This is a genomic window from Streptomyces scabiei 87.22 (genome assembly GCF_000091305.1).
GTDB classification, from domain to species: Bacteria; Actinomycetota; Actinomycetes; order Streptomycetales; family Streptomycetaceae; genus Streptomyces; species Streptomyces scabiei.
On the sequence record NC_013929.1, the window covers coordinates 4825786 to 4844987 of the forward strand.

A 19202-nucleotide genomic window follows, 5' to 3' on the forward strand; every position below is an offset into this window, starting at 1 on the left:
GGCATCATGGCGCTCCTGGCCGAATACAGCTGCAAGGCCACACCCGCCCGCCGCGTCGTGGAGGTCTACGACGCCGACGCCTACATCGGCGACGACGACGCCATGGCCGCTGCCCGCAGGCAGGTGGTGGCCGGCAACGGCTACCACCTGTACCTCCGCAGTCTGCAACCCGACATCGACGTCGAGGTCGCCATCCGCGTCTGGGACACCCCGCCGGCCCCGCCCGCCGACGCGGAAGGCCAAGTCTCCGTGAGTATCGAGTCCGAAACCGGCGTCCTCGTCGTCAACCAACTGGAGTACGGGCCCGCGGGGGAAATGACCCTGCCCCGCCCTGGCGTCTACGAAGGCCAAGCCTGGTGGGTCGGCCGCCAGGCGACCGCGGACTACTACGAGAGCAGCCTCGACCACCCCACGGACAACACCTTCGAAGACCACCTGACCCAGGCGTGGAACGACTGCCCCGTCACCGAACGCTACGTGTTTGACCTCGCCTACATCCGCGAACCCGAGCCCGTCGATGAAGACGATCTCTGAGATCCGTTCGTTCCGGTGTGACAGCCGCCTCGAAGGACCCGCCTCGACGACTGCGAACGCTGGCATGATGCGCGCTCATGGGAACGAGAGACGACAGTGATGAGGCGTACGTCGTCGGCTTGTGCAACCAGGTGCTCGGCGAGACCGCACTGCCCCAGCACAAGTTCGACTGGCTGCAGGGTGACCTCGGGGCGGGCGGTCGGCGGGCCAAACTGCCAGTCGACGCCTACTGGCCCGGCCACCAACTCGTGGTCGAATACCGGGAACTCCAGCACAACCAGCCCATGCCCCACTTCGACAAGCCCGACAGGCTCACCGTCAGCGGCGTCCACCGGGGCGAGCAGCGAGCGCTGTACGACGCCCGGCGCGATACGGAGATTCCCGCGCACGGACTGCGGCTGATCGTGATCCGGCCGGCCGACCTCGATGCGGACGGTCGCGGACGACTGCGCCGTAACCGGGAGACGGACCTGGCTGCGCTGAAGGGGATCCTGGCACGCCACAGCGACGAGGACCGGGTCATCGACGCCTTCCGTACGTGGCTTCTTGCCCAGGGCTGGACATTGGTTGATCCCACGGACCGTTGGACCGATCTCGAAGCCGTGCGCGGCGATGAGCGGCTGATATGCGAAGCCAAGGGCCGCACCAGTGAGAAGGGAATCGACGCCGACATCGCCTACGGACAGTTGCTGCGGCGGATGACGAGCCAGGAACCCCACACGCGGTACGCGCTGGTGGTGCCGTCCTCGTCCGTGAAGGCCGTCGAGCGCGTTCCGGCGCATGTTCGCAAGCTGTTGCGCATCGACGTGTACGAGGTGACGGACGACGACGTGGTACGCCGACCGTCGGCATAGAGGGGTCCCTCTCCCAGACCGCTGCACCCCAGTGCAAGACGGTCAGCCGCAAGACAGCCGGTTCAGTGGCGGATTCGCGGCGCTGACGCCGTCAGGAGCCCCGAACTCAGGACGTGGCCCTGGCGGTCGCGCTGGGCGGCGACTGCCTCGCGGATGTCGTCATGCTGCGGGCCGAGCCGGCCGTGTTCGGGCCGGTGGCCACCGACCCGACGGTCTCCCGCCTCATCGACACCCTTGCCGCCTCTGGCGAGAAGGCCCTGCGGGCCATTCGTGCCGCGCGGGCTGAAGTCCGCCGACATGTCTGGCGGTTGGCCGACGGCAAAGCGCCTGATGCGGGCGGGACGGTGACCGTCGACCTCGACGGGGTGCTGGTGATCGCGCATTCGGACAAGGAGGACGCCGCACCGACGTGGAGGCGAACCTACGGGCACCACCCGCTGATGGGGTTCGTCGACCACGGACCGGGCGGCACCGGTGAGCCCGTGGCAGCCCTGCTCAGACGGGGCAACGCAGGCTCTACTGACGTTGTCGCCGTGATGTCGTCAAGGCGAGACCGGTTTCGGTGAGGCATCCGTTGATGAGGTTGCTGCGGTACTGGATTTGGCGGAGACCGCGTCGGATCGTGCTGATGAGGTTTTCGGGGTCGGTGAAGGCGGTGTTGGCCTGGCTGCTGCGCCGCAGCAGGGACCAGATGCCCTCGACGGGGTTGAGGTCGGGTGCGTAGGCCGGCAGGAAGTAGCAGGTGATCCAGTCGTGGGTGTCGATGAACTCCCGTAATCGGCGGTCCTTGTGGACGTTGAGGTTGTCCCACACGAGCACAATGGGGGCGCCGAGCTGCCGGTGTGCGGCGATGAGCAGATCGCGGTAGTCGGTCCAGGTGAAACTGCGTCTGCCGCCCCGCTTGTGATCGACATGCCGCTTCGGCCGGTAGATCAGCCGTGAGCGTTCACCCTGCTTGTAGCAGGCCAGAGCGGCGATGGAGAAGCGGTGCGCTGGGAGCGTCCCCGCACCCGGATGAGGGGTGTAAGTCCGCGTCGGGCCCAGGTGCGGGTGGTGGGCGGCGTCATCGAGAAGCCGGCTTCGTCTTCGAAGCACAGCCAGGCGTCGAGCGCCGCCACGGACCTTCCACCTGCGGCCAGGTCTCCTTCACCCAGCCCGCCACGGCCTGCTCGTCACGCTCGACCGCCCGGCGGGCCGGGACCTGGTGGCTGAAGCCGTGCCGGTGCAGCATCCGCGCGATCGCCGACAGCGTCATGCTCTTGTGGAACCGGCGCCCGATCACCGTCTTGATCCGCGACAGCGTCCACGTCTGGTCCGGCCAGCCGTGCGCGACCGGCCCCTTGGCAAGCTCCTGCTCGAGCACGGTGAACAGGGCCTCACTCAGTTTGGGCCGTGACGCAGGCCCGGCAGAACGCAGCCCCTCGGTGCCGGCGTCGTGCCAGTCTCGGCGCCAGCGCTGCACCGAGCGCACACTCACCCGTAAGTCCTTGGCGACCTCGGCGTTGGAGGCGCCCGCAGCGAATCGCTCCGCGGCCTCCAGCCGGATCCGCTCGCGAAACGCCTGCCGTTCCGGCGTCAGCCCACCACCCTGCGGATATCTCACACAACCGGCATACCGCGACGATCACACCTCGTCAGCCCCCAACGACATCACGCCACAAAGGTCAGTAACTGCCTGTTCTCTATCCGGTCGTGCGCTCGGTCTGGTTCGAACGGGGTCCTGGTTCGGGTGAGTTGTCCGGGGCGGGTACATGAAGGAAGGGCCTCTTGGTAGCTCGCGGATGTCGAGTCCAGCGAGAAGCAAGAGGCCCTGTTGTCGAAGTGTCGCGTGGTCGTGGTCGCCGAGTCCAGTTCGTCCACTCGTGGGTGTGACTGCCTCGCCCACAGGTTCGGGAACGCGGTCGACCGGCCGCAGCGCCGGCCCCGATACGGCTCGGACATGAGCGACGCCGAGTGGGCCGTGGTGAGGGACCTTCTGCCGGTGCCGGGCTGGCTTTCGGGCCGCGGCGGGCGTCCGGAGGGCTACTGCCACCGGCAGATGATCGACGCAGTGCGCTACCTCGTCGACAACGGCATCAAGTGGCGGGCAATGCCCGCGGACTTCCCGCCCTGGCCGCGCGTCTACGCCTTCTTCGCCCGCTGGCGGGACACGGGACTGGTCACCGAGCTGCACGACCGGCTGCTGGAAGCCGTCCGCGCCGGCGAAGGCCGCAGCGCCGAGCCGAGCGCGGGGGTCGTGGACTCGCAGTCGGTGAAGGCAGACGCCACCGTCACCTTCGGCTCACGGGGCTTCGACGCGGGCAAGAAGATCAACGGTCGCAAGCGGCACCTGCTCACCGACACGCTCGGACTTCTCCTGGCCGTGCTGGTCACACCGGCGTCCGTGACCGATCGGGACGGCGCCAGGTCCCTTCTGCAAGCGGCGGCCGACCGCTTCCGGCGGCTGGCCCGGGTCTGGGCCGATGGCGGCTACACCGGCCACCTCACCGACTGGACCAGCCAGCACCTCGGCCTCGTCCTCGACATCGTCCGCCGCAGCGAGGACGTCCGCGGCTTCCAGCCACTGCCCCGCCGCTGGGTCGTCGAACGGTCCTTTGCGTGGTTTCTGCGCAGCCGCCGCCTGGTCAGGGACTACGAACGCCGCACCGACACGAGCGAAGCCGTCATCCGCTGGTCGATGATCGCCCTGATGAGCCGCCGCCTGGCCGCACGATCTCGTCGGCCTGCAGTCCTGACGGCAGGGTGAACCTCCCAGGCTTCGTCTCCACCAGCCAGCCCCGTTCCACCAGCCTCTTCAGCCGTGCTCTCGCACCCTCGACGCGTGAGGCCGAGGCACTGTCCCAGCCAAGCACCACGGCCGCCCGCCGGGCACCCAGCCCGTCGTTCCCGGCCTCGGCCGCGGCTGCCATCACCGCCTGGTAGTCCACCGACAGGTCTTCGACCCCGGCCGCGTTCTGTCGATGCGGCACCGCACGGCGCGGACCCACCGGCGTCCTCGGCGACGGGCCAACGACTGTCTCGGCCGGCTGTTCCTCCTCGGCGAGCGCTTCCAGATACTGCTCGAGGCCGATCGTCCGAAGCTTGAGAACCTCCTCGGCATCCGCCAAGTCTGCCCGGACCCGCTTCAGTTCGGCTTCGAGCTCATCCACCCGCACGGCAGCGGCCTTCCGCCGCGATTCCAGGACCGCCCGCATCGACGGCATCCGCCACCCCCACCGACTCGACCAACAACGAGTCGAGACTCCCGCCACAGCCGCAATCTCGTGCCTGACCAGCGGAATCCGCACACGACATTCGGAAAGAGAACGGCCTCTAACACGGCCGCCGACCACATCACCGCCGCCCAACTGGCCCTGGCCCACATGCCGAAGAAGTACCGGCGCGGACGGCAGACCCTGATACGCACCGACTCCGCGGGCGGCACCCACGACTTCGTCGTCTGGCTCGCTCAGCGAGGGCGGTGGCTGTCCTACTCGGTCGGCATGGTGATCACCGAGGCGATCCACCAGCACGTACTGACGGTTCCGGGAGTCCGCCTGGACGCCCGCCGTCGAGGCCGAGGGCGAGATCCGTGACGGCGCCTGGGCCACTGAACTCACCGGCGATGTCCTGGTCGGCCGGCCCAAGGGCATGCGGCTGGTTGTCAGGAAGGAACGGCCGCACCCCGAGGCCCAGTTGCGACTCACGGACTCGGACGGCATGCGGCTGACCTGTTTCGCCACCAACACGTCCGACCAGCCGATCGCCGAGCTCCGTCACCGGTTGCGGGCCCGGGCCGAGGACCGCATCCGGACCGCCCGGGCTACTGGCCCGCGGAATCTCCCTCTGCACCGCACCGCCCAGAACCGGATCTGGCTGGAGATCGTGCAGATCGCACTGGACCTGCCGGCCTGGATGGCGAGCTCGCTCTGACGGGCAAGGCCAGGTGCTGGGAGCCCCGCCGACTGCGGCTCCGCCTGTTCACCGCAGCCGGGCAATTCGTGACCACCGGCCGTCGGCGGATCCTCCACCTGGTCCGGCACTGGCCCTGGACCAGCCACATCACTACAGCCCTCGAACGGCTCGCACTCCTGCCGAACCCCGGCTGACCAACGGATTCCCGTCCCTACGACAGCACCCCAACACCCAGAGCAGTGGAACCCGGCGCCACCCCGAGACGACACTCGGGTCCTGGGCATGCACAACCTCAGCCCGCGGCACGAAAACGGTCCACCGACTCCGCAGCGACACGCGACCACCACGTCCGACACCGGTGCCCGAAGCAAGTCCGGACCAAGACGAGGGTAGATCGAACTCCTGAAGCGGGCGTCGTACATCATGCGCGAGGCCCCCGATGCGCTCCGGTCGCTCGGCGGACAATGGCGGTATGACGTTGACGATTTGGGTCGACGACTGGCAAATCCAGTGCTGCGGGCAGAGCTTCGCGCCAGGGGATGTCGTCTCCTGGACACTGCTGGAGGTCGATCCGGAGGATTACGCCGACGTCGTCGGCAGCGAACGCGCGGATGAGATCGACTTCCGCGAGGAGCATCACGGCCAGGCGGATGAGCACACACGAACCTCGGTGGAGGTGATGTCGATCGCCGAGGTGCACTGTCGTTACGAGGTGCCGCCGGGCGCTACGGACAAAGTGAACCACCCCGTCCCGGGCACAACCGTGCTGGTTCCGGTCAAGGAAGCGGACGGGTGGGCAAAGGCCAGGCCGGACGTTCGTTTTGCGGGCTATCTGGTGACGGCCCGGCATGCCGCAGACGAACCGGGAAGGGCGGCTGCTCGCGGTCGGTGAAGGAGTCGGCGGGTCGATTCCCTGCCCGGTCGCTGTACAGCAACTCCGTACCGCCAGACGGCTCACACACGATGGCTACGCCCCCTGAACACCTCGCCTCAGAAGTTCGTCATCGACAGCGTGAAGTCGCTGCCGCCACTCCCGCACAGCCTTGGGGTGAGACCGCGCTGCCGCTCCTCGTCGGGGTGCTGATGGACCGGCGTGCTCTTCTCGGAGGAGTGTCCGGCGCGGACCCTCGTGGCCTGGAGGGTCGCGCCGGAACGGGTCGAGAGGGGCTGTCCGGTTACGCGGGGTCGATGCGGGAGACGCTGCCGCGCAGGTCGAGTACGTACAGTTCGCCCTTGCCTCCCTGTACGAACCCGACGACCCGGCCGCCGTCGACTCCGAGGTCGCTCACGCCGGTCACCTTGCCGTTCTTCATCTGCAGGGTGCGGATGGTGCCGTCGCAGTAGTCGCTGAAGACGTACTGGCCCTTGAGGTCCGGGATCGCCTCGCCCCGGTAGACGTATCCGCCGGTCACCGAGCAGCCGGGCCCGCTGCGGTCGTACTCGTGGATCGGCGGTACGTGGTTCGCGGGCTCCGTGCCGCCCCGGAAGGGATGGTTGCCCTCCATCTGGGACCAGCCGTAGTTCTCGCCGCCCTTGCTGGTCGCCGGGGCCCAGTCGATCTCCTCCCAGGCGCTCTGGCCGACGTCGCCGATCAGCAGGTCGCCCGTGCCCGCGTCGAAGGAGAACCGCCACGGATTGCGCAACCCGTACGCCCAGATCTCGTCCTTCGCGTTCGGGTCGTCCGTGAACGGGTTGCCCGGCGGGATCGCGTACGGCCTGCCACCGCTCGGGTCGATCCGCAGCAGCTTGCCGAGCAGTGTGTTGAGGTTCTGCCCGTTGCCGTGCGGGTCGCCGGCCGAGCCGCCGTCGCCGAGGGCGATGTAGAGGTAGCCGTCGGGGCCGAACGCGATGTCGCCGCCGTTGTGGTTCGCGTAGGGCTGTGTCTGGGTGAGGACGGTGCGCCGGGTGTCCGGCTGGATCTTGCCGTTCCGCACCGCGAACTCGTCCACGGTGCTGGTGCCTTGGAGGTTCGTGAACGAGATGTAGAAATGCTCGAACTTCTTGTCGAACGTGATGCCCAGCAGGCCGCGTTCGCCGTTGGTGGTGGTCTCGCCGGATATGTCGAGGACGGGCGCGCCGAGCCCGTCGTCACCCAAGACCCGTACCTTGCCCGCGCGTTCGGCTATCCAGACCGTGCCACCGGGGCCCGAGGCGCCGGCGGATGGATTCTGGGCCGTGGCCACTTTCTTGAGCACGGCCTTCGCTGCCGGACGTGGGGTGCTGAGCTCTTCGGCAGACGCCGTGGTCAGGGCGAGGGAAGCGACGAGGCAGAGAGTGCCGATGATCGCCGAGCTTCTGGTGCGAACTTTCACCGTGATCCTCCTAGAGGCGGCGAACGAGCGAGAGCACCCGGCTGCCATGGGGAGAGACAAGCGGGTGTCGTCCACGCCGGCACGCGAACCTGGGGGGTGGGGGGATGGTGCGCTCCTGGCACAGGGGAGGCTACCGGGGCAGGAGTTGTTGAAACAGACCAGACTTCGCCAGCCATGTACCGTCGCTCCGCTTCCCGTCGTGGCCTGAGCCTCCCCGTTCCCCGGCTGCACAGATACTCGTCGGCGACGGCGCCAGAGCCGGGCGGCAAGCGCGAACTTCTCACTGCTGCGCATACTCTGCGACGAACTCCGGACGGTACGTGGCTCGGTAGTCGTCGAGCGCCTGCCGAAGCCTTGCGGCGGCGCGTTCGTCGGTAATCCCGCTGACATCGGTGCCGATCACGGCGACATGCTTGCATCGTCCTGACATCCACGAGCGTTTTGAACGACGCCGTAGGTGAGCACTCCTGGGTGGTCCGACGGGGCGGACCAGAGTGGCCGGGTTACTTGTCGGCAGTGCCGAGGATCGCAGCCAGGAACACCGCCGCCACCGAGGGGCGGACCGCGTACGTCGCGCCCGCGCTCCCCTCAGGAGCCTCCCACCAGTAGAACGGAAGCCGCCGCCCACTATTGCTGTGTGCCTTGTGCATTCCCCTCATCACGCCTGCCACGCGCTGCGCCGGAGCGTCCTCGTTCGGACCGCCCAGGGCCATGTCCACCAGCTCCGTGCAGTGGATCTTCCGGCCGGGGTTGCGCAGCAGATACTCGAACATCTGCCGGGCCTGCGGTGCGAGTTCAGCCAAGAACTTTCCAGCGCGCTCCAAGTCCTCCGGGCTCCATTCCGGGGCACTGTGGTGCCCCTCTCCGCCCGAGTGCTCAGCCCATCGCGGATCAGCTTCGGACAGATATTCCGTCATAGCCGCCCCAACTGTTCGTCACTAGCATGTGTGCCGATCGCACCGTACAGAGTCGGGACGCAACCACAAGGGGTCTTCCAGGCGCCCGCCCCTGTCGACGGGCATGGCTAGTCGGCGCCGAGTCCTGGGAGAGCCTTGGGCCCCTGTTTGAGCCTGGGAACGGAAGGTTGCCGGTGCGCCCGCCAAGGCAGGCGACGCGATCGCGCCCCGAGCCCCGGGCCCGACTGGGGTACGGGGCCTGCCCTCTGGGCAGCGAAGCTCTGGTCGTCGGCGCAGGCCGACCGGCCTTCTGATGACCACCGAGTCGCTCCGCCGCGGTGGTACGGCGAAGAGGGGACGCCGTCTCCAGCCCCTCAGGGAGGGTGAACCTTGTGCAGTCGCAGGTAGCGCGCCGGGAGGGGGAGCTGCCCCTCCGCTTCCGACGGCCCTTCCAGCTCTGGTCCTACCAGGTGTCCCATCGCCGTCTTGTGCTGCGGAGTCACCCGGGAGGCGGGCTGGACGGGACGGTGGAGATCGAGTTTCTCAACGTCCTGGGCATGAAGCTGAAGTCCCATTACTCCGAGCTTCTGGTCTCCGCTGCCCCTGACGCAGCCACCACCCGCATCGACGAGTTCGTGGACATTCCGGACAGGCATAAGGCCAAATTCAACGCGCTGCTCGTCTCGGACGGATCGGATGACGGTTTCGTGGTCTGCGGGTCGCTGCGCGTCCGCGAGGCGTGACACGAACCCGGCGGTCGCCCCTCTGCCGGGTTGGGGAGCGGTCATCGCCGCGTCGGCGTCGAGGATCAGGTCGGCTCGCGAGCGGATCCTGGGGAGAGGATCGTCGCCCTCCGCCGCCCCACCAGGCAGCGCCCGGTTCAGGCACCCGTGGATCGGACCGAGCGGGGTTGTGCGCGCAGGGCGGGCAGCCGGGCACAGGCTTCAGGTCCGGCCAGGCCCTCGCCCAGGGCCAGGAGCGAGAGGAGCTGCACAGGGCGACCGATCGTGGCCGCCGCCTCCATCTTGTGGTGACCGTCGAGGAGGAAATGCGTCAGGCCCCAGTGCCGGTAGTGGTCGGCCGGCAGGCCGGAGGCGGGTTCGCACATGTCCAGCGTCGAGACGGCCACGGCTGTCGGGACCGTTGCTCGGTCCATGAGTTCGGCATACTCCTCGACGCGTTCTCTCGTGTTCCATGTCGGAGGGACCATGGGCACGACGAATTCATAGAGATGAGCGGACCGGTCGACCGTCGTCTCGAAGGTCCGGTAGTACGGCGTGTGCGGGTACTCCGGGAGCCCCCAGAACTGGTCGAGTCCCCACGTTGCCACTTGCTCGCCGCTGAAGTAGTCGCCTTCCTGGCCGGGGACGACCAGACGGGGCTCCACACTGAGCAGCACCGGAAGGTATTCGCCCTCGGGCAGCAACGAACCGAACGCATCGATCACGCCACCGTCGTCCGGATGGGCCAGCGCGCCGGTGAGCGTCTGCTGCACACCCTCCAGCGACAGGGTCTGCCGGGCGGCCTCCAGCCGGCGGAACAGGAGCGGGCACGTTCCGCACCAGAAGCTGAGTTCGAAGGCGGGCTCCCCGTCGACCACGAGCAACCTGCGCCCCGGCCCGCCCCCGGCCGCCCGCTGCTCCGTCTCGAAGCGCAACCGCGCCTCGGGGGCCGGAACGCCGAGCCTGCGGGGCTCACCCGAATCGATCAACACGAACCGACCGTAAGGGACGCCGCAGATCTGCACATCCCCCTGCCGCCGGTGAACACCCGCAGCAAGTAAGCCTCAACCACCGGCATCGACGGGGTACGTGTACTGCTGGTGCGTGTCGGTCCGGAATCCGTGCGGCGGTGTGCGGACGTCGGCAGACTTCACCAGCCGGCCCATGACCCCACCACTGCACCCGCACCCCCGGCGCTGCGGCCCCGTCAGCCCCACGCCCCGTAGCCACCGTCGATCCGGATCGCCTCGATCCCGCTGATGTACCGGGCCCCGCACCGGTCCTGGGGCAGGACCAGTTGGGCGCCGGTGCGGTCGAGCGGGGTGTCGTCGAGGGTCGTGGCGAGGAGACGGGGGCGCGGCCGAAGTCCGGGTCGATCTCCGCCCACGACAGGAGGGCGTGATGGCGGTCGGCGCCGCGTACGGCGATCAGGAAGCGCAGGCGGTCCTTGCGGCGGGCGGCGTCGAAGGCGGGGCCCGCGTCCCTGAGCACGTCGTGCAGGAGCGGACCGGTGAAGGTGTGGTGCCGGACACCGCTCGTGGCGCACTCGAACACCACCTGGGCCCGGTGCTGGGGCCACGCGAGCAGATCGGGCACCGTCAGCCGGGCCGGGCGGGCCAGGTCGCCGGTGAGGACGAGTTCCGCCGACGGTCCGGCGGTCGTACGGGCAGCCGCGAGGGACCGGCTCACGGGCTACCACCGCCCGCATGACCGCACCCGCACACCTCTCCCGCACAATCGCACATACCATGCCAACTGGCAGTACGCGCTGCTCATGCGATGAGACAGGGGATTCTTGCCTGGCATCTGCGGACGTATCATCGGCGCGTGCGCACCTACCGGATCGATGACTCGGCTGCCTTGCCTTGCGGTGTCGACGCCGACTCATGTGAGGCGTCCGTCGATCTCGGGGCCTGCACTGACGGCGGTGGTCGGCCGTGAGTCGGCATGTCGTGAGCAAGCGGATGAGGTCGCACAACGGGGTCGTCGAGAGATTGTGGATCAGGTCGCAAGACCGTGGCTGAGTCCGTTCAGGACCAGAGGGAGTGGACCCGTGATGACCCGTTCCGTACGCCGGATCAGCCGGACCCGTCGGATCAGCCGGACCTTGCAGGTGGTCGGGGTGAGCACCGCCGCTGTGCTGGGCCTCAGCGCCTGCGGCGGTTCGTCCGACGACGCCGGCTCCAAGGCGGACGCCTCGGGCTCGGGCTCGGACAAGCTGTCCGGTGAGGTGACCGTCTTCGCCGCCGCCTCGCTCAAGGAGAGCTTCACGACGCTGGGCGAGCAGTTCGAGAAGGCGCATCCGGATACGAAGGTGACGTTCAGCTTCGGCGGCAGCGACGCGCTCGCGGCGAGCATCACCGGCGGCGCCCCGGCGGACGTCTTCGCCTCCGCCAGCCCCAAGACGATGGCCGTCGTCACGGACGCCGGCGACGCCTCCGGCGCCCCGGAGACCTTCGTCCGCAACCAGCTGGAGATCGCCACCCTCCCCGGCAACCCGGACAAGATCGCCTCCCTGAAGGACCTCACCGGCTCCGATCTGAAGGTCGTGCTATGCGACGAGGCCGTACCGTGCGGCGCCGCCGCCAAGAAGGCCCTCGACGCGAGCAAGCTGAAGCTCACGCCCGTCTCCTACGAGGAGGACGTGAAGTCCGCGCTCAACAAGGTGGTGCTGAAGGAGGCCGACGCGGCCGTCGTCTACAAGACCGATGTGCAGGCCGCGGGTGACAAGGTGGAGGGCGTGGAGTTCCCCGAGTCCGCCGACGCCGTCAACGACTACCCCATCACCCTCCTCAAGGAGTCGAAGAACACCGAGACCGCCAAGGCCTTCATCGAGCTGGTGCGGTCCGCCGACGGCCAGAAGGTACTCACCGCAGCCGGATTCCTCCAGCCGTGACCTCCCCGCCCTCTTCGTCCCCGGACGAGGCCGGTGCCGTGGACACCCTGGACGGGGGCCCGCGGCGCCGCCGCGTCCGGGGTCACGGCCGCCTCCGCAGGCGTCACGGGGGTGCCCCGCTGCCCCTCCTGCTGCCCGCGCTGCTCGGCCTCGTCTTCCTCGTCCTCCCCCTCGTCGCCCTGCTCGTCCGGGCACCCTGGCGGAGCATGCCCGACCTGCTCACCAGTACCGAGGTCTGGCAGGCGCTCCAGCTGTCGCTGCTCTGCGCGACGGCGGCCACCGTGGTCAGCCTGGTGCTCGGGGTGCCCCTGGCGTGGCTGCTGGCCAGGGTCGACTTCCCCGGACGCGGTCTCGTACGGGCCCTCGTCACCCTGCCCCTCGTGCTGCCGCCGGTGGTCGGCGGTGTGGCGCTGCTGATGGCGCTCGGCCGCAACGGGGTGGTGGGCCGGTGGCTGGACGCGTGGTTCGGGGTGACGCTGCCGTTCACGACGGCCGGGGTGGTGGTCGCGGAGGCGTTCGTGGCGATGCCGTTCCTGGTGATCAGTGTGGAGGGCACGTTGCGGGCCGCCGACCCGCGCTACGAGGAGGCCGCGACGACGCTGGGAGCGTCCCGTTTCACGGCGTTCCGCCGGGTGACGCTGCCACTGATCGCGCCCGGGGTCGCGGCGGGCGCCGTGCTGGCGTGGGCCCGCGCGCTCGGCGAGTTCGGCGCGACCATCACCTTCGCCGGCAACTTCCCCGGCCGTACCCAGACCATGCCCCTCGCCGTCTACCTCGCCCTCCAGAACGACCCGGAGGCGGCGATCGCCCTCAGTCTGGTCCTGCTCGCCGTGTCGATCGCGGTGCTGGCGGGGCTGCGCGACCGCTGGATGACCGCCTCATGAACCGCACCGAGAAGCCCGCCCTCACTGCCCCCGCCCCCGCCCCGAACGGTGACGGGCTCGACGCCCGGCTGGTCGTCGAACGGGGCCCCGCGTTCCGGCTCGACGTGGCCCTCACCGCCGCGCCCGGTGACGTGGTCGCCCTGCTCGGCCCCAACGGGGCGGGCAAGACGACGGCGTTGCGTGCGCTCGCCGGTCTCGTCCCCCTGGCGGACGGCGGCCGACTGCGTCTGGACGGCGTGGAGCTGGACCGTACGCCGCCGGAGGCCCGCCCGGTCGGGGTCGTCTTCCAGGACTATCTCCTCTTCCCTCACCTCTCCGCGCTCGACAACGTGGCCTTCGGGCCCCGCTGCCACGGCGCGAGCAAGGCCGAGGCGCGGACGGAGGCCGCCGCGTGGCTGGAGCGGATGGGCCTCTCCGACCACGCCGGAAGCAAACCCCGGCGGCTCTCCGGCGGGCAGGCGCAGCGCGTCGCCCTGGCCCGCGCCCTGGCCACCCACCCCCGGCTGCTCCTTCTCGACGAACCGCTCGCCGCCCTCGACGCCCGCACCCGTCTCGACGTCCGCGCCCAACTCCGGCGCCACCTGGACGACTTCGAGGCCGTCGCCGTACTCGTGACGCACGACCCGCTGGACGCGATGGTGCTGGCCGACCGTCTCGTCGTCATCGAGGACGGGCACGTCGTGCAGGAGGGCACCCCCGGTGACATCGCCCGCCGCCCGCGCACGGACTACATCGCCCATCTGGTCGGCCTCAACCTCTATCGGGGCGAGGCGCAGGGGCACACGGTGCACATCGCCGACGGTCCCGCGATCACCATCACCGAGGACATGACCGGCCCCGTCTTCGTCGCGTTCCCGCCCGGCGCGGTCACCCTCCACCGCGACCGGCCCGCCGGCTCCAGCGCCCGCAACCTCTGGCGCTGCGAGGTGACCGGCCTCGAAACCCACGGTGACCAGATCCGCACCGCCCTCACCGGCGAACTGCCCCTGGCCGCCGATCTGACGACGGTCGCCGCCGCGGAACTCGACCTCCACCCCGGCGCCGAGGTCTGGGCCACGGTCAAGGCCGCGCAGACACATGCGTACCCCGCTTGACCGAAATCCGCGTACCCCGCCTGCCCGGCACCGTCGAGCGAGGTCCACGAGGCGGGGGGCTGCCCTCGCCTCTCGGTCGCGACGAGGCTCGCGCGGGAGGCACCCTCCCCGGACTACGGTGGACCACAACAGCCCGAAACCGGCCAAATCCCCTCTCCCGCGAGGCGCCCCATCATGAGCCTGAGCATCCGCAACCAGCTCCCCGGCACCGTCACCGCCCTCACTCCGGGCGAGGCCATGGCGACGGTCAAGGTCCGTCTCGACGGCGGTCAGGAGGTGACCGCGGCCGTCACCCTCGACGCCGTCGAGGACCTCGGCCTCGCCGAAGGCACCGCCGTACGCGCCCTGGTCAAGGCCACCGAGGTCGCGCTGGCCACCGGCGCGGTGGAGGGCCTGTCGATCCGCAACCGGCTCCCCGGCACCGTGCGTGAGGTCGCCACCGGGTCCGCCATGGCCTCGGTGCGGATCTCGGTCGAGGGCGGCGAAGTGACCGCCGCGATCACCAGGGAAGCGGTCACCGACCTCGGCCTGACGGAGGGCTCCCCCGTCACCGCCCTGTTCAAGTCGACGGAGGTCTCCCTCGCGACCGGCTGAGCCGCGGCGACCCGCGACGACCCGCGGAAGACCAGCGGGAGCGCGACACCGAGGCCGCGGTGCCCACGGCGGAGGCCGACTCGCCGAGGAACAGCAGCCGGAACCGCCGGCCGAGACTCCGGTTCCCGTCTGTGTTCGGTGCCGTTCGCCGCGCTTTCATGCCGCTCTCCTCGCGAACTGTTTCCGGGCGTCGGACAGGGGGTGCGCCGTGCAGGCGGCGGGCAGGGCGACCGCCAGGACCGAGGCGGCCAGTACGCCGGCGGTCCAGGGGGCGTCGACGGCCGGGAGGGTGCCGGTGCCCAGCACCACCGCCAGGGGGACGAGACACGCGGCGGCGGTGACGGCGGCCAGCGCCACGCCGACGACCGTCGCGCCCGCGGCCTCGTACAGCACGCAGCGCAGCAGCTGGAGACGGCCGAGGCCGATGGCCCGCAGGTACGCCCGCTGTGCCCGCCGGTCGCGCTGGGCGAGGGAGCTGGTGTTGGCGGCGGCCAGCAGCGCGTAGCCCGCGACGACGGCCACGATCAGCCGTGAGGCCAGGTCGTCGGCGGCGTTGCGCGGGGCGAGGTCGTCCAGGTAGGCGGTGCGGGAGGCGACCTTCTGGCCCCGCGCACGGAGCCAGTCGGCCGCCGGCCCGGTGAGCAGGATCCGGTCGGCGTACGCGGACGGGGTGTGCCGCAGGGCGGTGGACCGCGGGATGACGAACTCGGGGAAGGCGAGGTCCCGTTCGTAGACGGCGACCAGGGTCAGCGTCTGCCGGGAGCCGTCCGCCAGGGCCAGCCTCACCTTCACGCCCAGGCGCCAGTGGTGTCCGTCGGCCTGCATGGCACCCGCCGCGAAGGTCCCCGGGCGCACGGCGGACATCCGGCCTTCCCGCACATCGAGGTCCAGCACCTCGGACAGGGGACGTCCGTCGGCGCCCCAGGCGCCGGCGGCCACCGGCCGGTCGTCGTACCACGAGGGCGGGGCGGTGACCTCCGTCGCCACCAGCGCCGTCGCGCTCCCGGCGGACCAGGCGGGTGCCGTCGCGGGAAGGCGGGTGCCGACGCGGGAAGGCGGGTGCCGGGCTCCGCGGTGACGACCGCGTCGGCGCGCAGCCCCTGTGCGGCCTGCCGCTGCACCGCCTTCCCCATGGTGGCCCCGGCGCCCAGCAGGGAGACGGCGATGCCGACGGAGAGGAGCACCGGCACCGCCATGGCCGTGGCACGGGCGGGCGTCGCCCGCAGCCCCGCCGCCGCGACACGCCCGACGCGGCGGTCGAGGAGACGGATCACGGCGGCCGTCGGGCGGATGAGAGGGGGCACGATCCAGGGGGCGAGGACGGCCAGCGACGGGATCACCATCAGGGCGACCCCGGGTGCCATCGCGGCACGCATGGTCGCGGGCAGGTCCATGAACGCCATGACGAACACCAGCGGAGCGCACAGTGTCACCAGCAGCACCAGGCCGGTCACCAGGCGTCCCACGCTCCGGGGGAAGTTGGGGGTCCGGAACCGCGTGGGGATCGCCGCATGGGTGTGGGAGTCCGGTCTGATGACACAGACCTGACGGCGCGTCGTCCGGTCACGGGCGGTGGGGATCGCGGGCGGCGGGCATCGCGCGCGGGCAGGAAGCGCAGGCGGGCGGGGAGCGGCGGGCGCATGGACCCGAAGACGAGATGACCTGAAAAAGTCCGTCATCTCGAGGCAACCCTTTGCGGGGGCTGTGACCACAAGGAAGCGGATCCGGCCGGTTCACGTGTCCGGATCCGCCTTCTCTCGTGAACGGCTCGCAAGGAGAACCAGCTCCCCATGAACAACCCCACGAACGGCGGGCGCCGCGGGCGTCACCGTCGTCGCTGGACCGCCACCGCCGTGCTGCTCGGCGCGCCCCTCGCCGTCGTCCCGTATCTCCTGTTCACGCAGGAGGACTCGCAGGCCGCGACGATCGACGGCGACGCCTTCTACAAGCTCGTCTCCGTGCGCAGCGGCAAGGTGCTCGACGTCAACGGCTTCTCCACCGCCGACGGCACCCGTATCCAGCAGTGGACCGACCAGAACACCGCCAACCAGCAGTGGCGGCTGAAGCCCGCCGGGGGCGGCTACTACGAGCTGGTGAACCGCAACAGCGGCAAGGTGCTGGGGGTCACCGGCAACTCGACCGCGAAGTCCGCCGCCACCGAGCAGCAGACCGACAGCTCCGCGACCTCCCAGGAGTGGCGGATCGACGACGTGAGCGGGGCGTCCGGCGCCGTCACCCTCACCTCCCGCAGGAGCGGCCAGGTCCTGGACGTCTCCGGGGCCTCCACGGCCCAGGGCGCGGCGGTCATCCAGTATCCCGGCAAGGGCGGCGCCCACCAGCAGTGGAAGCTGGTGAAGGTGGGCGGGACCGGGGCGTCCGGGACCGGCGGCACACAGGTCCCGGCCAGGACCGGGCCGTATGTGTGGAAGAACGCCCAGGTAGTGGGCGGCGGTTACGTGACCGGTCTGGTGTTCAACCAGAAGGAGAAGGGCCTGCTGTACGCGCGCACCGACATGGGGGGCGCCTACCGCTGGGACACCGGGGCCGAGCAGTGGATCCCGCTGACGGACTGGATCGGCGAGAAGGACTGGAACCTGCTGGGCATCGACTCGCTGGCCACCGACCCCGTCGACCCCGACCGGCTCTACCTCGGGGCGGGCACCTACACCAACGACTGGGCGGGCAACGGCGCGATCCTGCGCTCCACCGACCGGGGCCGCACCTTCAAGCGCACCGAACTGCCCTTCAAACTGGGCGGCAACGAGGACGGCCGCGGCGCGGGCGAACGGCTGGTGGTCGACCCCGCCGACAACGGCACCCTGCTGCTGGGCACCCGGAAGAACGGCCTGTGGCGCAGCACCGACCACGGCGCGAGCTGGAAGCAGGTCTCCTCGTTCCCGGTCAAGGACGGGGCGGGCAGCGGCGCCGGCATCTCCTTCGTGACGTACGGCAAGGCCGGCAGCGGGACCATCTACGTCGGCGTCGCCGACAAGTCCGCCTCCCTCTACCGCTCCACCGACGGCGGCACCACCTGGCAGACCGTGTCCGGGCAGCCCACGGGCCAGCTGCCGCAGCACGGCGTGCTCTCCGGCGACGGCTCGCTGTACCTGACCTACACCAACGCCCTCGGACCCAACGGTGTGACCGGGGGCTCGGTGTGGAAGTACGCGCCGGCCACCGGAGCGTGGAAGGACATCTCCCCCTCCCAGGGCTCCTACGGGTTCTCCGGTCTGGCCGTCGACCCGCGCAAGCCGTCCACGGTGATGGTCACCACCCTCGGCCGCTGGTGGCCCGAGGACGAGATCTACCGGAGCACCGACGGCGGCGCGAACTGGAAGGCACTGGCCGACAAGTCGGTGCGCAGCGCCTCCGCCGCCCCCTACGTCGGCACCCACACCGGGCACTGGATGACCGCCCTGGCCATCGACCCCTTCGACTCCGGGCACGCGCTGTACGGCACCGGCAACGGCATCCTGCGCAGCAAGGACGCCGACGCCTCCGACAGCGGCGGCACGAGCCACTGGGCCATGGGTGCCCGAGGGCTGGAGGAGACCGCGCTGATGGACGCGATCGCCCCTCCGGGCGGCGCCGCCGTCGTCACCGCCATGGGCGATCAGGGCGGCTTCCGGCACGACTCCCTGACCAAGGTGCCGTCCGGGCGGCTGGACAACCCGATGATGAGCAACAGCACCGACATCGACTTCGCCCAGTCGAAGCCCTCGACGATGGTCCGTGTCGGCCGTGGCGGCGCGCAGGACGGCGCGTACTCCACCGACGGCGGCGCCAGCTGGAAGGGCTTCAAGGCGGAGCCGGTGCCCTCCGCCCAGGACGGTCACATCGCGCTGTCGGCGGACGGCTCCACCATCGTCTGGACCGAGGCCGGTGAGGCCCCGTACCGCTCGACCGACAACGGGGCGAGCTGGTCCAGGGCCGGCGGCCTGGGCAGCGGTGCCGTGGTCGTCGCCGACCGTTCCTCGGCCAGGACGTTCTACTCGCTGTCCGGCGGCACGCTGCACGCCAGCACCGACGGCGGCGCCACCTTCACCGCCCGCGCCGACAACCTGCCCTCCGGCCGGCTCACGGCCGTTCCCGGCGTCGCGGGGGACCTCTGGATCGCCGGCGGCGGCAAGGGGCTGCTGCACTCCACCGACGGCGGCCGCACCTTCACCACGCTCACGTCGGTGCGGTCCGCGTCCGCCCTCGGCTTCGGCAAGGCCGCGTCGGGAGCCGACTACCAGGCGCTGTACCTGATCGGCACGGTCAAGGACGTCACCGGAGTCTTCCGCTCCACCGACAAGGGCGCCACCTGGCTCCGCGTCAACGACGACGCCCACCAGTGGGGCGCGATCGGCGGCGTCGGTGTCGTCACCGGTGACCCCGACACCTTCGGCCGCGTCTACGTCGGCACCAACGGACGCGGTCTGCAGTACGGCGACCCGTCCTGATCCCACCCCGTCCCCGACGCCCGGGCGGGGCCGCGGCCACCACGGTCCGCGGCCCCGTTCGCGTCGGGCCGGGCGGG

The 19202-nt window shown here is 70.4% G+C and carries 17 protein-coding genes and 4 pseudogenes; 13 read left to right on the forward strand and 8 right to left on the reverse strand.

The window, feature by feature from the left end; translation table 11 throughout:
• Window positions 1-6 precede the first annotated feature (6 nt).
• The 3 genes and pseudogenes from SCAB_RS20395 to SCAB_RS20405 form a co-directional block, all read left to right on the forward strand.
• Window positions 7-534, forward strand: a complete 528-nt coding sequence (locus SCAB_RS20395) for a hypothetical protein (protein WP_013001967.1) — start codon at window positions 7-9, stop codon at window positions 532-534.
• Window positions 535-611: 77 nt separating this feature from the next.
• On the forward strand, window positions 612-1388 hold the full coding sequence (locus SCAB_RS20400; RefSeq protein ID WP_013001968.1) for a hypothetical protein: 777 nt from the start codon (window positions 612-614) through the stop codon (window positions 1386-1388).
• Window positions 1389-1498: 110 nt separating this feature from the next.
• A pseudogene (locus SCAB_RS20405) lies at window positions 1499-1906 on the forward strand (IS1380 family transposase); the annotation flags it as partial.
• On the opposite strand, the pseudogene SCAB_RS49550 reads toward SCAB_RS20405, so the two are convergent.
• Window positions 1905-2991: pseudogene (locus SCAB_RS49550) on the reverse strand (IS630 family transposase). The pseudogenes SCAB_RS20405 and SCAB_RS49550 overlap by 2 nt on opposite strands.
• A gap of 336 nt (window positions 2992-3327) precedes the next feature.
• Between SCAB_RS49550 and SCAB_RS20420 the strand changes: the two are divergent.
• A complete protein-coding gene (locus SCAB_RS20420; protein WP_086022879.1) occupies window positions 3328-4134 on the forward strand; it encodes an IS5 family transposase in 807 nt (268 codons plus the stop codon).
• Here SCAB_RS20420 and SCAB_RS45095 read toward each other — a convergent pair.
• On the reverse strand, window positions 4052-4591 hold the full coding sequence (locus SCAB_RS45095; protein WP_013001973.1) for a hypothetical protein: 540 nt from the start codon (window positions 4589-4591) through the stop codon (window positions 4052-4054). The two genes, SCAB_RS20420 and SCAB_RS45095, sit on opposite strands and share 83 nt — an antisense overlap.
• Before the next feature lie 108 nt (window positions 4592-4699).
• On the opposite strand from SCAB_RS45095, the pseudogene SCAB_RS20425 reads away from it, so the two are divergent.
• Window positions 4700-5476, forward strand: a pseudogene (locus SCAB_RS20425) (transposase); the annotation flags it as partial.
• A gap of 278 nt (window positions 5477-5754) precedes the next feature.
• On the forward strand, window positions 5755-6174 hold the full coding sequence (locus SCAB_RS20430; RefSeq protein ID WP_013001976.1) for a DUF6578 domain-containing protein: 420 nt from the start codon (window positions 5755-5757) through the stop codon (window positions 6172-6174).
• A 283-nt stretch (window positions 6175-6457) separates the two neighbouring features.
• Here the strand turns inward: SCAB_RS20430 and SCAB_RS20435 are convergent, their stop codons facing one another.
• From SCAB_RS20435 to SCAB_RS20440, 3 genes are all read right to left on the reverse strand, one after another.
• Complete coding sequence (locus SCAB_RS20435) at window positions 6458-7594, reverse strand: PQQ-dependent sugar dehydrogenase (protein ID WP_013001977.1); 1137 nt, start codon at window positions 7592-7594, stop codon at window positions 6458-6460.
• Window positions 7595-7874: 280 nt separating this feature from the next.
• Window positions 7875-7997 carry a hypothetical protein gene (locus SCAB_RS49075; protein ID WP_267889119.1) on the reverse strand — a complete coding sequence of 41 codons (123 nt, stop codon included), beginning with the start codon at window positions 7995-7997 and terminating at the stop codon, window positions 7875-7877.
• Window positions 7998-8097: 100 nt separating this feature from the next.
• Window positions 8098-8418 carry a DUF6416 domain-containing protein gene (locus SCAB_RS20440; RefSeq protein WP_013001979.1) on the reverse strand — a complete coding sequence of 107 codons (321 nt, stop codon included), beginning with the start codon at window positions 8416-8418 and terminating at the stop codon, window positions 8098-8100.
• A 599-nt stretch (window positions 8419-9017) separates the two neighbouring features.
• Between SCAB_RS20440 and SCAB_RS47025 the strand changes: the two genes are divergently transcribed.
• A complete protein-coding gene (locus SCAB_RS47025) occupies window positions 9018-9233 on the forward strand; it encodes a hypothetical protein (protein WP_148274217.1) in 216 nt (71 codons plus the stop codon).
• Between the two features lie 137 nt (window positions 9234-9370).
• On the opposite strand, the gene SCAB_RS20450 is transcribed toward SCAB_RS47025, so the two are convergent.
• Together SCAB_RS20450 and SCAB_RS20455 are read right to left on the reverse strand one after the other, a co-directional pair.
• Complete coding sequence (locus SCAB_RS20450) at window positions 9371-10204, reverse strand: hypothetical protein (protein ID WP_013001981.1); 834 nt, start codon at window positions 10202-10204, stop codon at window positions 9371-9373.
• 215 nt (window positions 10205-10419) lie between these two features.
• Window positions 10420-10901: pseudogene (locus SCAB_RS20455) on the reverse strand (molybdopterin-dependent oxidoreductase).
• Window positions 10902-11268: 367 nt separating this feature from the next.
• On the opposite strand from SCAB_RS20455, the gene modA reads away from it, so the two are divergent.
• The 4 genes from modA (at window position 11269) to SCAB_RS20475 (ending at window position 14680) form a co-directional block, all read left to right on the forward strand.
• Complete coding sequence (gene modA / locus SCAB_RS20460) at window positions 11269-12108, forward strand: molybdate ABC transporter substrate-binding protein (RefSeq protein ID WP_041669410.1); 840 nt, start codon at window positions 11269-11271, stop codon at window positions 12106-12108.
• Window positions 12105-12992, forward strand: coding sequence for a molybdate ABC transporter permease subunit (modB, locus tag SCAB_RS20465; protein ID WP_013001984.1), 888 nt, complete (start codon window positions 12105-12107; stop codon window positions 12990-12992). Before modA ends, modB begins: the two co-directional genes overlap by 4 nt.
• The gene (locus SCAB_RS20470; RefSeq protein WP_013001985.1) at window positions 12989-14086 is read left to right on the forward strand and encodes an ABC transporter ATP-binding protein; all 1098 of its coding nucleotides are present in this window, start codon (window positions 12989-12991) and stop codon (window positions 14084-14086) included. The genes modB and SCAB_RS20470 overlap by 4 nt, the downstream gene beginning before the upstream one ends.
• Before the next feature lie 174 nt (window positions 14087-14260).
• Window positions 14261-14680, forward strand: a complete 420-nt coding sequence (locus SCAB_RS20475) for a TOBE domain-containing protein (RefSeq protein ID WP_013001986.1) — start codon at window positions 14261-14263, stop codon at window positions 14678-14680.
• A gap of 156 nt (window positions 14681-14836) precedes the next feature.
• Here SCAB_RS20475 and SCAB_RS20480 read toward each other — a convergent pair whose 3' ends face one another.
• The gene (locus SCAB_RS20480; protein WP_041669412.1) at window positions 14837-15667 is read right to left on the reverse strand and encodes an FtsX-like permease family protein; all 831 of its coding nucleotides are present in this window, start codon (window positions 15665-15667) and stop codon (window positions 14837-14839) included.
• 177 nt (window positions 15668-15844) lie between these two features.
• Here SCAB_RS20480 and SCAB_RS47970 point away from each other — a divergent pair, with 177 nt between their 5' ends.
• On the forward strand, window positions 15845-16228 hold the full coding sequence (locus SCAB_RS47970) for a hypothetical protein (RefSeq protein ID WP_193789218.1): 384 nt from the start codon (window positions 15845-15847) through the stop codon (window positions 16226-16228).
• Window positions 16229-16470: 242 nt separating this feature from the next.
• Window positions 16471-19125: an RICIN domain-containing protein gene (locus SCAB_RS20490; RefSeq protein ID WP_013001989.1), complete on the forward strand. Its 2655-nt coding sequence runs from the start codon at window positions 16471-16473 to the stop codon at window positions 19123-19125.
• The last annotated feature ends 77 nt before the right edge of the window (window positions 19126-19202 follow it).

Bases quoted from the DNA above. Each gene is read 5' to 3' on its own strand.
- SCAB_RS20490 (WP_013001989.1), top strand. From the start codon at position 16,471: ATGAACAACCCCACGAACGGCGGGCGCCGCGGGCGTCACCGTCGTCGC.
- SCAB_RS20420 (WP_086022879.1), top strand. From the start codon at position 3,328: ATGAGCGACGCCGAGTGGGCCGTGGTGAGGGACCTTCTGCCGGTGCCG.
- SCAB_RS20400 (WP_013001968.1), top strand. From the start codon at position 612: ATGGGAACGAGAGACGACAGTGATGAGGCGTACGTCGTCGGCTTGTGC.
- modA (WP_041669410.1), top strand. From the start codon at position 11,269: ATGACCCGTTCCGTACGCCGGATCAGCCGGACCCGTCGGATCAGCCGG.
- SCAB_RS20475 (WP_013001986.1), top strand. From the start codon at position 14,261: ATGAGCCTGAGCATCCGCAACCAGCTCCCCGGCACCGTCACCGCCCTC.
- SCAB_RS20470 (WP_013001985.1), top strand. From the start codon at position 12,989: ATGAACCGCACCGAGAAGCCCGCCCTCACTGCCCCCGCCCCCGCCCCG.
- SCAB_RS47970 (WP_193789218.1), top strand. From the start codon at position 15,845: ATGCCGACGGAGAGGAGCACCGGCACCGCCATGGCCGTGGCACGGGCG.
- SCAB_RS20430 (WP_013001976.1), top strand. From the start codon at position 5,755: ATGACGTTGACGATTTGGGTCGACGACTGGCAAATCCAGTGCTGCGGG.
- SCAB_RS20395 (WP_013001967.1), top strand. From the start codon at position 7: ATGGCGCTCCTGGCCGAATACAGCTGCAAGGCCACACCCGCCCGCCGC.
- SCAB_RS45095 (WP_013001973.1), bottom strand. From the start codon at position 4,591: ATGCCGTCGATGCGGGCGGTCCTGGAATCGCGGCGGAAGGCCGCTGCC.